The sequence below is a fragment of the Pseudomonas sp. OST1909 genome (assembly GCF_015277575.1).
GTDB classification, from domain to species: domain Bacteria; phylum Pseudomonadota; class Gammaproteobacteria; order Pseudomonadales; family Pseudomonadaceae; genus Aquipseudomonas; species Aquipseudomonas synxantha_A.
Window position 1 is genome coordinate 2,134,324 of sequence record NZ_CP063780.1, and the last position, 12,096, is coordinate 2,146,419.

Below are 12,096 nucleotides of genomic sequence, written 5' to 3' on the forward strand. Positions count from 1 at the left end.
CCGGTACGATTGAAGTTGAATGGCCACCATTGGCCTTCGGCACCTTGGAAGAGGCAGAAATTTTTATGATCATCAAACCGCGGGTTCGTGGCTTTATCTGTGTGACCGCCCACCCTGTTGGCTGTGAAGCGAACGTCAAAGAGCAGATCGACTACGTAACCAAAAACGGCGTCATCGAAGGCGGCCCTAAAAAGGTACTGGTCCTCGGTGCCTCCACAGGCTACGGCCTGGCCGCGCGCATCAGTGCTGCGTTTGGCTGCGGCGCCGACACCCTGGGCGTGTTTTTTGAGAAAGAAGGCGAAGAAGGCAAACTGAGCTCCGCCGGCTGGTACAACAGCGCGGCGTTCGAGAAGTTTGCCGTGGAAAAAGGCCTGTACGCCAAGAGCATCAACGGCGACGCGTTTTCCGACGAGATCAAGCGCCTGACCATCGAGACCATCAAGAAAGACCTGGGCAAGATCGACCTGGTGGTCTACAGCCTGGCCGCGCCGCGCCGTACCGACCCGCAAGGCGTGGTGCACACCTCCACCCTGAAGCCAATCGGCAAGGCCGTCACCCTGCGCGGTATCAACACCGACAAGGGCGTGGTGGTCGACACCACGCTTGAGCCTGCAACCCAGGAAGAAATCGACGGCACCGTGAAGGTCATGGGCGGCGAAGACTGGCAGCTGTGGATCGATGCCCTGCGTGACGCCGATGTGTTGGCCGAAGGCGCCAAGACCACCGCCTTCACCTACCTCGGTGAGAAGCTGACCCAGGACATCTACTGGAACGGCTCCATCGGCGAAGCCAAGAAAGACCTGGACAAGAAAGTCCTGACCCTGCGCGAAAACCTCGCGGCGCTCAAGGGCGACGCCCGCGTGTCGGTGCTCAAGGCCGTGGTCACCCAGGCCAGCTCGGCGATCCCGATCATGCCGCTGTACCTGTCGTTGCTGTTCAAGGTGATGAAAGAGCAGGGCACCCACGAAGGCTGCATCGAGCAAGTCTACGGCCTGTTCAAGGACAGCCTGTACGGTAAAGAACCTAAGCTCGACGCCGATGGCCGCTTGCGCGCCGACCTGGCTGAGCTGGAACCCAAGGTCCAGGACGCCGTGGCCGCGCTGTGGAATCAGGTTACCGACGACAACGTCAATGAGATCAGCGACTTTGCCGGCTACAAGGCCGAGTTCCTGCGCTTGTTCGGCTTTGAAGTCGATGGCGTGGATTACGACGCGGATGTGAACCCGACCGTCAAAATCAACGGCCTGATTCAAGCTTAAGGTCTGATCCGGACCAAAATGTGGGAGGGGGCTTGCTCCCGATGGCGGCGTATCAGTCACTATCTTCAGTGGCTGATACCCTGCTATCGGGAGCAAGCCCCCTCCCACATTTGATCCGAGTCTTTTCAGACACTTCTTACGCCCCGACGCGCGCCTCTCTCTTCCAGATCTGCCAGACTCCAGCTGCTATCAAGCCACGCTAACGGAGGATCTGATGACGATTCGTGCAGTAGTTTTTGATTTCGGCGGTGTCCTGTTCGACTGGAGCCCGCAGCACCTGTACCGCAAGCTGATTGCCGATGAGGCAGAGCGGCAGTGGTTTCTCGACAACATCTGCACCCAGGCCTGGAACACCGAGCAAGATGCCGGTCGTACCCTGGCCGAAGCCACCCGCACCCTGATTGACCTGCATCCCGATCACGAACCCTTGATCCAGGCTTACTACGAGCGCTGGCACGAGATGCTGCGCGGTGAGTTAGCCGACGGCGTGGCGATTCTCAAGGCCTTGCACAAGGCCGATATGCCGTTGTTCGGGCTTACTAACTGGTCGGCGGAGACCTTCCCCTACGCCCGGGCCCACTATCCGTTCCTGCAACTCTTTCGAAACATCGTCGTGTCCGGCGAATTGAAATTGATCAAGCCTGACCCGGCGATCTACCACGCCAGCCTTGATCAGGTCCGCGCTCACCTGCCGGACATAAAACCGAGTGAAGTGGTGTTTATTGACGATGTCGCCGGCAACACCGAGGCTGCTATCGCGTTGGGCTGGCAGGGCATTCATCATGTATCTGCCGAGCGTACCGCCGCGCGTCTGCGGGCGTTGGGCGTGGCCTTTAATGTGCCCACTTTTCCATGACGAAATCGACGAATGCCCGCAGCTTGGGCAGGCGGTAACGGTCATGGCGATACAGCAGGTGCATCGGGCGGCTGGGCAATTTATACGTGGTTAACAGGGCCACCAGCTTGCCGCTCTCCAGGTCCGGTTGCACCAGGGCATCGGCCAGCATCGTGATGCCCATGCCGTTGACGGCCGCCTGGCGCAAGCCTTGCGAGCTGTTGATGGTCAATGAACCCGCCACCGGAACCTCCACCTCGCTGCTATCCTCGCTCATGCGCCACAGTTTGTCGGTGTCACGCCAGTTGTCGTTCGCAGGGTAGGCGAACGCCAGGCAGTCATGTTGTTGCAGGTCCTGCGGGGTCTGCGGCGTGCCGCGTCGCGCCAGGTAGGCAGGTGATGCGCAGAGGGTGAGCGTGTAGGGCTGCATGGGTCGGGCGATCAGGCTGGAGGTCCCCAGTTCACCGAGACGGATCGCTACGTCGAAGCCACTGTCGACCAGGTCCATGCGTTCATTGCCCAGCACTACGTACAGGTCGATAAGTGGATAACGCTGGGAAAACTCGCTCAAGGCCGGCACCAGGCGTTCGGTGCCGAACACAGGAGGCGCGGTGATACGCAGGCTGCCTTTAGGGGCTTCGCTGTGGATCTGCTCGGCCAGCAGTTCGGAGTCCGCCACCAGCCCCAGCACTTCCAGGCAGCGCTGGTAATATTGCCCGCCAAATTCGGTCAGGTTCTGCTTACGCGTGGTGCGTTTGAGCAAGCTCACACCCAGCCGTTGCTCCAGCGCCCGCAGATGGTTGCCCACCATGGTGGTCGACATCCCGCATTCTTGCGCGGCGGCAGTCATGCTGCCGGTTTCGACCACTTTCACGTATACCGACATTGCCTGAAAAAGATCCATTATCAAGCCCTGATTTAAAGTCATTGCAGATATTCGCAGTTTATCCAGCGCAGGTGGTTAACGATACTTCCATCACCGCAACGATGCACTGGAGCCGCAACCATGACCGCCGCCTGCCTGATGAGCACCTACCAACCCTTGGCCCTGAGCTTCACCCGTGGCCTGGGCACGCGCCTCTGGGACCAGCAGGGCCGCGAATACCTGGACGCTGTCGCCGGCGTGGCAGTGACCAATGTCGGCCATTCCCACCCCAGGCTGGTGGCGGCCATCAGTGAACAGGCCGGCTTGCTGCTGCACACCTCCAACCTCTACAGCATCGACTGGCAACAACAGCTGGCCCAGCGCCTGGCGCAGCTGTCGGGGCTCGATCGAGCGTTCTTCAACAACTCCGGCGCTGAGGCCAACGAGACAGCCCTGAAACTGGCGCGCTTGCATGGCTGGAAAAAAGGCATTGAACAGCCGTTGGTGGTGGTGATGGAAAACGCCTTTCACGGCCGCACGCTGGGCACCATGGCCGCCAGTGACGGGCCATCGGTGCGCCTGGGCTTTCAGCGCCTGCCGGGGGATTTCATCAAGGTAGGCTTTGGCGATATGCAGGCTTTGGAGGTGATCACTGCGCAGTTCGGCACGCGCATCGCAGCCGTGCTGCTTGAGCCGATCCAGGGTGAAAGTGGTGTGGTGGTGGCGCCAGTGGGTTATCTCAAAGCCTTGCGCGATCACTGCACGCGCCACGGCTGGCTGATGATGCTCGACGAAATCCAGACCGGCATCGGGCGCACTGGCGCCTGGTTTGCCTTCCAGCACGAAGGGATCGTGCCAGACGTCATGACCCTGGCCAAAGGCCTCGGCAACGGCGTGCCCATCGGCGCCTGTCTGGCCCGTGCCGCGGTTGCTGCGCTGTTCACTCCAGGCAGCCATGGCAGTACCTTTGGTGGCAACCCGCTGGCGTGCCGTGTCGGTTGCACCGTGCTGGATATCATTCATGAGCAAGGCTTGTTGCAAAACGCCGCACACCAGGGCGAACACTTGCTGGCGCGCTTGCGCATGGAGCTGGACGGGCACCCGCACGTCCGGGCAATTCGTGGCAAAGGCTTGATGATCGGGATTGAGCTGGCCAGCCCTTATCGCGACCTGGCCCAACGTGCCGCCCAGGAGCACGGGCTGCTGATCAACGTCACACGGGGCAAGATCATTCGCCTGTTGCCGCCGCTGACGTTGCACAGCAAGGAAGTCGAAATGATCGTACGTGCCATCACCCGACTACTGGCTTGAAATGCAATCAAAGTGTGGGAGGGGTTCAGAGGGAGGGGCCATTCAGCCATTCCTGGTTCATGGTTTCGGTATCTCCCAGGTATTCCAGCAACCACGCCATGGCCGGCGAAAGCTTGCTCTGCGCCCACGCCACGCATGATGGGCTGGCTGGAAAGGGCCGGCTCAATTGCAGCGCCACCAACTCGCCGCGCTCGATCCATGGCAATACCTGATGGGCCGGCGCCATCCCTACACACAGCCCATCGCGTAGGCAATCCAGGGCCGAAGCCCAGTTGGGCACCACCAGGCGGCGCTGGTTATCCAGGGTCCAGGTGTCACGCTTGGGCAGATTGCGCGAGGTGTCGGTCATGCACAGTGAGGCGAAAGGGCGCAATTGGTCATCACTGAGCAAGCCTTCCACCGCCGCCAAGGGGTGCCGAACACTGACCACACACAGCCAGTTCAGCAGGCCCATGTCGCGGAAGCTGAAGTGACTCGCCACCGGCACCGCGCTGGTGGCGCCGATCACGATGTCGGTGCGCTCATCGGCCAGCGCATCCCATACGCCGTTGTACACCTCGTATTCGAGCAGCAGTTCCACCTCGGGAAACTGCCGATAGAAGTCCAGCACCAGTTGGCGGCAGCGTTGGGGTTTGACGATGGAGTCCACCGCCACCTTCAACTGGCCGCTCCAGCCATTGGCCACCTGCTGGCACAAGCGTCGGGTGCCGAGCATTTTCTTCATCACGCTGCGGGCTTCGTCGATAAACAGGCGGCCTGCGGGGGTCAGTTCCACGTCGCGATGCCGGCGCACAAACAAGGGCACGGCCAGCCATTCTTCAAGTTGGCGTACGGTGTAACTGATGGCCGACGGTACGCGGTGCAGTTCCTGGGCGGCGGCGCTGAAGCTGCCGTGACGGGCGACGGCGTCGACCACATCCAGAGAATATTCCGACCACATGTGGGCTGCCTTCAAAATTATTGATGAGAGTGTCCAATTATTATCGCTTCACACAGATTTTGTCAGCTTCATAATGGGCGCCAGTCAGCAAATAGTTTGATGGCAGTTTTTACAAGGCTTCGATGAAAAATTCTTTTGGTTTTACCTGGTATCTGGCGGGGCTGAGTATGCTCGGCTATCTCGCCATGGACATGTACTTGCCGGCGTTTGGCGCCATGGGCGAGCAGTTGAATATTGGTGCTGGCGCGGTGGGCGCCAGCTTGAGCATTTTTCTCGCCGGCTTTGCGGTGGGGCAGTTGGTGTGGGGGCCGCTCTCGGACCGCTTGGGGCGCAAACCCATCCTGCTTGCCGGCCTGAGCCTGTTTGTGCTCGGTTGCCTGGGCATGTTCTGGGTCGAGACCACCCCACAACTGCTGGCGCTGCGCTTTATACAGGCGATTGGCGTGTGTGCCGCAGCCGTGAGCTGGCAGGCATTGGTGATTGATCGCTACCCGGCCGACAAGGCCCATCGCGTCTTCGCCAGCATCATGCCATTGATGTCGCTGTCGCCGGCTCTTGCACCGTTGTTGGGCGCCATGGTGTTGAATCACTTTGGCTGGCAGGCGATCTTCGGCGTGTTGCTGGTGGTCTCGCTATTGCTGCTGTTGCCGACCTTGTTCCTGCGTAGTCTGCCCAAGCGTGTGGAGCACAAGGGCGGACCCACGCGTCTGGGGTACGGACAGTTGCTCACCTCGCGGGTGTTTACCGGCAACGTGATGATTTTCGCCGCCTGTTCGGCCAGCTTCTTCGCATGGCTCACGGCCTCGCCGTTCATCCTCGGCGGCATGGGCTACAGCCCGAATGACATCGGCCTGAGCTACGTACTGCCGACCCTGGCGTTTCTCGTTGGCGGCTACAGTTGCCGCAGCGCCTTGCAGCACCTGGCGGGCAAAACCCTGTTGCCGTGGTTGCTGGGCGCCTATTGCCTGAGCATGGTGGCGCTGTACCTGGTGGCCACCTTGAGCGTGCCGACCCTGACCACCTTACTGATTCCGTTCTGCCTGATGGCGCTGTGCAACGGCGCCAGCTACCCGATCGTGGTGGCGAATGCGCTGATGCCGTTTGCAGAAAACTCCGGCAAGGCCGCGGCCCTGCAAAACACCCTGCAACTGGGCCTGTGCTTCCTGGCCAGCTTGTTGGTGTCGTCGATGATCGAGCAACCGCTGATGATCACGGTGATTGTGATGTTGGCGACGGCGCCGCTGGCGGTGTTGGGGTATTGGCTGGCACGGCCGAAGCGCAATACTTCCGAACTGGCCAGCGCCTGAGCTGACAATACGATCAAACTGTGGGAGGGGGCTTGCCTGCGATAGCGGTCTGTCAGTTAGCCCATCTGGCACTGATACACCGCTATCGCAGGCAAGCCAGCTCCCACATTTTTTGAGTTTCTTCAGTTAGAACGCCACTTCCATGTTCAGGGTGGGGGTTGAGGTGCGGGTTCCCCGGCCACCGTCCACGCCGAATTTGTTATGCCAGTATTCATACCCCACCCCCAGGTACAGGTTCGGCTTGACGCTTTTACCCGGCCGTACCGCCACCATCAGCGCCGTGCGCATGAGCGCTTCCGGTGCCGTATCGCGGCCATGGTAGTCCTCGCCTTTCTCCCCGACGTAATTGATAAACCCCTGGAATTTCGCCGCATGGTTGCCGACCTCGAACGGGCGCATCCACGTCAGGTTAAGCATGTAGGTGTCGTCGAAGGTGTGGTTCGACTCTTGTGCGCCGGGAATGCCGGTGTGGTTCTTTTCCTTGTAGTACATCAGGCTCAGGTCCAGCACGCCGACGGTGTTGAACTTCAAGGTCGGGCCGATCAACAGCGCGCGCTTTTTGGCTGAGGCGAAGTTGTTGTTGCGGTTGGCGTCGAAACCCAGGGTCAGGGCGTAATCCTTGATCAACCCGGTACCCGGCGGCAGATCGAACACGCGCGAGGCATATAGCTGGTGCCGGTACACGGCATACACCTCGCTGCCGCCATGGTCGGTGCCCTTGCGTGGGTCGCGGCTATCGGACAGAAACACATCGAGGTTGAGGAAGTTGCTGCCGTAGCGGTAGCCGCTGGCGTGGGTGAAGCTGTAGATGCGCTTGCTGAAATCGTCGGGGTTGTTCGGATTGGTGAAGTGCTGGCCGTAGCGAAATCCTACGCTGTTGTTCATCCATTCCACTGCCACAGCCTCACCACCGCCCAGAAGGGTCAATGCAACGGTTGCGCCCTGTAGTGCCTTTTTCATTATTTTTGTCCTTTGGCGTTCTGGCTCATGACGGCCGGATTGTTTTTGTAACGCCGCGGGAGGGTATCTTGTTCGATTGATTGTATACAACTCTATGGACATACAGTCTGAACATTGCATACAGTGAGCGCACAACAAAAACAGAGACCCCCTCACCATGACTATCCCGAAGGCGTCACCGCAGCGGCCCGAAGATGAAAATCTGGGCGTTGCCGCCAACATGGCTTACGGCCTGCAGCATGTACTCACCATGTACGGCGGCATCGTCGCCGTGCCGTTGATCGTCGGCCAGGCCGCCGGGTTGTCGCCGGCGGATATTGGTCTGTTGATTGCCGCGTCGTTATTTGCCGGTGGCTTGGCCACGTTGCTGCAAACCCTTGGCCTGCCGTTCTTCGGCTGTCAGTTGCCACTGGTGCAGGGCGTGTCGTTCGCGGGTGTGGCGACCATGGTGGCGATTGTTGGCAGCGACGGGGCGGGAGGTATTCCGGCAATTCTCGGTGCGGTGATGGCCGCGTCGTTGATCGGCCTGTTGATCACCCCGGTGTTTTCACGCATTACCAAATTTTTTCCGCCACTGGTGACCGGCATCGTGATCACCACTATCGGTCTGACGCTGATGCCAGTGGCTGCGCGCTGGGCCATGGGCGGCAACAGCCGTGCGGCGGATTTCGGCAGTATGTCGAATGTCGGCCTCGCGGCCCTGACTCTGGTGCTGGTGCTGCTATTGAGCAAAATCGGCAGCGCTACCATCTCGCGTTTGTCTATCCTGCTGGCAATGGTGATCGGCACAGTAATCGCCGTACTGCTTGGCATGGCTGACTTCTCCAGCGTCACGCAAGGGCCGATGTTTGGCTTTCCTACACCTTTCCACTTTGGTATGCCGACCTTTCATGTGGCCGCGATCATTTCCATGTGCATCGTGGTGATGGTGACGCTGGTGGAAACCTCGGCGGACATCCTCGCGGTGGGCGAGATCATCGACACCAAGGTTGACTCCAAGCGCCTGGGCAATGGCCTGCGCGCCGACATGCTGTCGAGTATGTTCGCGCCGATCTTCGGTTCGTTCACCCAAAGCGCGTTCGCCCAGAACGTCGGCCTGGTGGCGGTGACCGGGGTGAAGAGCCGCTTTGTGGTGGCCACCGGCGGGGTGTTCCTGGTGGTGCTGGGCCTGTTGCCCTTTATGGGGCGGGTGATCGCGGCGGTGCCCACCTCGGTGCTGGGTGGCGCGGGGATCGTGTTGTTCGGCACGGTCGCGGCCAGTGGCATTCGTACGCTGTCCAAGGTGGATTACCGCAACAACATGAACCTGATCATCGTTGCCACGTCCATCGGCTTTGGCATGATCCCCATCGCCGCGCCGAGCTTTTACGATCAGTTCCCGAGCTGGTTCGCGACCATCTTCCACTCGGGCATCAGTTCGTCGGCGATCATGGCGATCCTGCTGAACCTGGCGTTCAACCACTTCACCGCGGGTAACTCGGACCAGCAGTCAGTGTTTGTGGCGGGGACTGAGCGTAGTTTGTGCTTCCGCGATGTGGCCGCGTTGCGTGATGGGGATTACTACCGGGGTGGGAAGTTGTTTGATGCAGAGGGTAAGGAGATTCCCCTGGTAGCGGATACCTCGAAGAAAGCTGCAAAACCCGAAACCACTGAGGTCTAAAAATGTGGGAGGGGGCTTGCTCCCGATAGCAGTGTGTCAGCCACTGAAGATATTGACTGATACACCGTCATCGGGAGCAAGCCCCCTCCCACATTGGAATCTAGCCAGCCTTGCGGGCTTTGTGCGGCATTGAACACACCTCATCCAGAAACTTCACCACGGTCCCCATGCACGCCTGGCGTTCTTCCACATGGGGCATGTGGCTGGAGTCTTCAAACAGTGCCCAGCGCACGTCTGCTATCTCATCCAGAAACGGCTTGACCACCAGCGGTGTGGCCTCGTCATGCCTACCGGAAATCACCAGGGTCGGCACTTTGATCGCGTCCAGGCGGCCAATCACATTCCAGTCCTTCAAGCTGCCGATCACGTGGAATTCAGTCGGGCCGCTCATGGCGTGGTACACCGTCGGGTCTGCGTCGACCTGGGCAAAGGTGCGCGCCACTTCCTCGGGCCATGGGTTGACCCGGCACACGTGCTGGTCATAGAAAATCCGCGAGGCCGCCAGGTATTCCGGGTCTTGATAAGTGCCGGCCTGTTCATGTTTGAGCAGGGTTTCGTGCACGCCTTCGGGCAGCAGTTTACGCAGGCGATTGGCTTCGCTGACCCAGGTGCGCATACAGGTCGGTGAGTTGGCGGGGATAAACGCGCGCAGGCCCTTGGGCTGCAAGATCGCGTGTTCGCTGCCCAGCATACCGCCCCAGGATTGACCGAGGATCGCGTAGTCCTCGCTGATCTGCAGGTGGTCCAGCAGGTTGTTCAACTCGTCGAGGAACAGGCCGATGGTCCAGAACGAAGGATCTTTGTGGGGCAGGTGCGTGGAGCGACCGTTGCCCAGTTGGTCATAGTGGATCACCGCGTGGCCGCTGGCGGCGACATCCTTGAAGGCATCGACGTAATCGTGGGTGCAGCCCGGGCCGCCATGGATGATCACCAGCGGCGTGCGGCCCGTGCCCAGGTCACCGGTGACGCGATACCAGGTCTGGTAGGCGCCAAAGGGTGCGAAGCCTTCGCGAACTTTTTCGATGAATTCCATTTCGTACCCTCTGAAAAAAATGATCAGGGTTACGATAATCTGAACAAAAAGTTTAGGTAACTAGCAAAACAGCTAGGTTTTTGCGAAAACTCAACCTTCCAGCAAGCGGTAATGGGTGGCCCGCACCACCGCTTGGACGCGGTTCTTGGCCCCCAGCTTGTGCATGGCCGAGGCCAGGTGCAGGGTGACGACTGCCAGGGAGCGGCTCAGTTTGGTGGCGATTTCGGCGGCGGTCAGCCCATCGGCGGCCCATTTCAGGCATTCGCGTTCGCGCTTGGTCAGGTGGATGTGCGGGTAGGCGCGCAGTTCCTTGCTGAACAACGGGTAAGCCGCTTCCTGCAGGGCGTGGGTAATCAGGCTGAAGTCGGCCAATGTGTGCTGTGCGTCCTTCAACACCGTGCGCGCCTTGCCGGTGCGCAGGCCGGTCAGCGATGCGAAGCCACCACGGGGCAAGTGAATGGGCACGCTGACGCCGCAGGTCAGTTCACGTTCGTGCAGGTACGAGGAAACGGGGGCGTGGCACGGGTCGATGATCTTTTGCAGGGCGGTCTCGGTTTTCGCTTCATAGGACCAGACAAACGGCGATACCGTGCTCAACGCCAGGTGCTGCACCGGGTCGATCTGGTAAAACCCTTCGCTGCACCATAAGGCGTGCCAGTCGGGCGGTGTGTTGCGCAGTTGCAACACCGAGGGGGTAATCAGCGTGCCATTGAGGTCGATGGGCACCGGCGTGTAGTCGTACACCAGCGCATCGAAGCCCAGTTGTTGGGCAAGGATAAACGTATTGTCCATCTGTTCATCCAGGCTCCTGCCCGGCATGAGGCGATTATTGAAGGCGGTCAGCTTGGCAAGCATCCGTTCTGCTCCCGAATTCATTTGAATCTCGACTTGCTGCAAGTAGAATGCCACGCCCCGGCGAAGGACAGCCAGGCCAAACCTATAAGAAATACTAGGTTATGGACGCACGGTATCCTCGGTAGTGTTGACCTGATAAACGGCCGCTACCCGCCAGGCCGATACAACACAAGGAATGTATGCATGTGGCGTGAAATTGCCCCCGACCAGCAGTACAACGTACAAGTCGACGGCCATAACCTCGTGGTCTACAGCTTTGGCGAAGGCGATGAAGTGCTGCTGTGTCTCAACGGCGGCCCAGGCCTGCCGTGTGACTATCTGCGTGACGCTCATGGCTGGCTCAAAGCGCATAACCTGCGAGTGGTTGCATTCGACCAGCTTGGCACGGGCGCATCAGCCAGACCGACCGATGTTGCGCTGTGGGAAATCCGCCGTTATGTCGAGGAAGTCGAGACCGTGCGCCAAGCCCTGGGCCTGGGCCGCGTGCATTTGCTCGGGCATTCCTGGGGCGGTTGGCTCGGTATCGAATACGCCATCCATTATCCCGATGCGCTGAAAAGCCTGATCCTGGAAAACACCGTCGGCGACATTCCTCATCTGTCCCAGGAACTCGAACGCCTGCGTGGCGCCCTGGGCAGCGAAACCGTGGCCATGATGCAGCGCCACGAAGCCATGGGCGCCCTCGACCACCCGCAATATCAGGCCGCCATCACCTTGCTCAACTACCGCCATGTGTGCCGCCTCGACGAGTGGCCGGAGCCGCTCAAACGCTCCCTGGGCGACTGGAACATGGGGCCCTACGCAACCATGCAGGGCCCCAACGAGTTCCTTTATATCGGCAACCTCAAGGACTGGAACCGCCTCAAGGAGATGGCTGAATTCCGGATGCCGATCCTGATCACGACCGGCCAGCACGACGAACTGACCCCCGCCTGCGCCATGCGCATGAAGCTGGCCGCCACACACGCCGAACTGCACGTATTCCCCAATAGCAGCCATATGCCGTTTTATGAGGAACCTCAAGCGTACTTCCCGGTGCTGCTGGACTTTCTCGCTCGCCACCGAGGCTGA

The 12,096-nt window shown here is 60.0% G+C and carries 11 protein-coding genes; 6 read left to right on the forward strand and 5 right to left on the reverse strand.

Going from position 1 to position 12,096, the window contains the following annotated elements:
• The first annotated feature begins 65 nt into the window (after positions 1-65).
• Positions 66-1,259 (forward strand): enoyl-ACP reductase FabV, encoded by a 1,194-nt coding sequence (fabV, locus tag IH404_RS09365; protein WP_194440324.1) that lies wholly within the window; start codon positions 66-68, stop codon positions 1,257-1,259.
• A gap of 214 nt (positions 1,260-1,473) precedes the next feature.
• Positions 1,474-2,115 (forward strand): HAD family phosphatase, encoded by a 642-nt coding sequence (locus IH404_RS09370; RefSeq protein WP_194440325.1) that lies wholly within the window; start codon positions 1,474-1,476, stop codon positions 2,113-2,115.
• On the opposite strand, the gene IH404_RS09375 is transcribed toward IH404_RS09370, so the two are convergent.
• A complete protein-coding gene (locus IH404_RS09375; protein ID WP_005786265.1) occupies positions 2,093-2,998 on the reverse strand; it encodes a LysR family transcriptional regulator in 906 nt (301 codons plus the stop codon). The two genes, IH404_RS09370 and IH404_RS09375, sit on opposite strands and share 23 nt — an antisense overlap.
• A gap of 102 nt (positions 2,999-3,100) precedes the next feature.
• Here IH404_RS09375 and IH404_RS09380 point away from each other — a divergent pair, with 102 nt between their 5' ends.
• Complete coding sequence (locus tag IH404_RS09380) at positions 3,101-4,270, forward strand: aspartate aminotransferase family protein (RefSeq protein WP_194440326.1); 1,170 nt, start codon at positions 3,101-3,103, stop codon at positions 4,268-4,270.
• A gap of 25 nt (positions 4,271-4,295) precedes the next feature.
• Here IH404_RS09380 and punR read toward each other — a convergent pair whose 3' ends face one another.
• The gene (gene punR / locus IH404_RS09385) at positions 4,296-5,210 is read right to left on the reverse strand and encodes a DNA-binding transcriptional activator PunR (protein WP_005786268.1); all 915 of its coding nucleotides are present in this window, start codon (positions 5,208-5,210) and stop codon (positions 4,296-4,298) included.
• A gap of 122 nt (positions 5,211-5,332) precedes the next feature.
• Between punR and punC the strand changes: the two genes are divergently transcribed.
• Positions 5,333-6,517, forward strand: coding sequence for a purine nucleoside transporter PunC (gene punC, locus IH404_RS09390; protein ID WP_005786270.1), 1,185 nt, complete (start codon positions 5,333-5,335; stop codon positions 6,515-6,517).
• A gap of 126 nt (positions 6,518-6,643) precedes the next feature.
• On the opposite strand, the gene IH404_RS09395 is transcribed toward punC, so the two are convergent.
• Positions 6,644-7,477, reverse strand: a complete 834-nt coding sequence (locus IH404_RS09395) for a nucleoside-binding protein (protein WP_194440327.1) — start codon at positions 7,475-7,477, stop codon at positions 6,644-6,646.
• 157 nt (positions 7,478-7,634) lie between these two features.
• Between IH404_RS09395 and IH404_RS09400 the strand changes: the two genes are divergently transcribed.
• On the forward strand, positions 7,635-9,137 hold the full coding sequence (locus IH404_RS09400; RefSeq protein ID WP_032877188.1) for a nucleobase:cation symporter-2 family protein: 1,503 nt from the start codon (positions 7,635-7,637) through the stop codon (positions 9,135-9,137).
• A 100-nt stretch (positions 9,138-9,237) separates the two neighbouring features.
• Here the strand turns inward: IH404_RS09400 and IH404_RS09405 are convergent, their stop codons facing one another.
• Both IH404_RS09405 and IH404_RS09410 read right to left on the reverse strand, forming a co-directional pair.
• Positions 9,238-10,170, reverse strand: a complete 933-nt coding sequence (locus IH404_RS09405; RefSeq protein WP_194440328.1) for a proline iminopeptidase-family hydrolase — start codon at positions 10,168-10,170, stop codon at positions 9,238-9,240.
• A gap of 90 nt (positions 10,171-10,260) precedes the next feature.
• The gene (locus IH404_RS09410) at positions 10,261-11,025 is read right to left on the reverse strand and encodes a LuxR family transcriptional regulator (protein ID WP_005786276.1); all 765 of its coding nucleotides are present in this window, start codon (positions 11,023-11,025) and stop codon (positions 10,261-10,263) included.
• Between the two features lie 183 nt (positions 11,026-11,208).
• Between IH404_RS09410 and IH404_RS09415 the strand changes: the two genes are divergently transcribed.
• Positions 11,209-12,096 (forward strand): proline iminopeptidase-family hydrolase, encoded by an 888-nt coding sequence (locus IH404_RS09415; protein ID WP_005786278.1) that lies wholly within the window; start codon positions 11,209-11,211, stop codon positions 12,094-12,096.

What these genes read in the sequence shown, in the direction of transcription:
- fabV (WP_194440324.1), top strand. Translation starts at nt 66, where the DNA reads ATGATCATCAAACCGCGGGTTCGTGGCTTTATCTGTGTGACCGCCCAC.
- IH404_RS09370 (WP_194440325.1), top strand. Translation starts at nt 1,474, where the DNA reads ATGACGATTCGTGCAGTAGTTTTTGATTTCGGCGGTGTCCTGTTCGAC.
- IH404_RS09375 (WP_005786265.1), bottom strand. Translation starts at nt 2,998, where the DNA reads ATGGATCTTTTTCAGGCAATGTCGGTATACGTGAAAGTGGTCGAAACC.
- IH404_RS09380 (WP_194440326.1), top strand. Translation starts at nt 3,101, where the DNA reads ATGACCGCCGCCTGCCTGATGAGCACCTACCAACCCTTGGCCCTGAGC.
- punR (WP_005786268.1), bottom strand. Translation starts at nt 5,210, where the DNA reads ATGTGGTCGGAATATTCTCTGGATGTGGTCGACGCCGTCGCCCGTCAC.
- punC (WP_005786270.1), top strand. Translation starts at nt 5,333, where the DNA reads ATGAAAAATTCTTTTGGTTTTACCTGGTATCTGGCGGGGCTGAGTATG.
- IH404_RS09395 (WP_194440327.1), bottom strand. Translation starts at nt 7,477, where the DNA reads ATGAAAAAGGCACTACAGGGCGCAACCGTTGCATTGACCCTTCTGGGC.
- IH404_RS09400 (WP_032877188.1), top strand. Translation starts at nt 7,635, where the DNA reads ATGACTATCCCGAAGGCGTCACCGCAGCGGCCCGAAGATGAAAATCTG.
- IH404_RS09405 (WP_194440328.1), bottom strand. Translation starts at nt 10,170, where the DNA reads ATGGAATTCATCGAAAAAGTTCGCGAAGGCTTCGCACCCTTTGGCGCC.
- IH404_RS09410 (WP_005786276.1), bottom strand. Translation starts at nt 11,025, where the DNA reads ATGCTTGCCAAGCTGACCGCCTTCAATAATCGCCTCATGCCGGGCAGG.
- IH404_RS09415 (WP_005786278.1), top strand. Translation starts at nt 11,209, where the DNA reads ATGTGGCGTGAAATTGCCCCCGACCAGCAGTACAACGTACAAGTCGAC.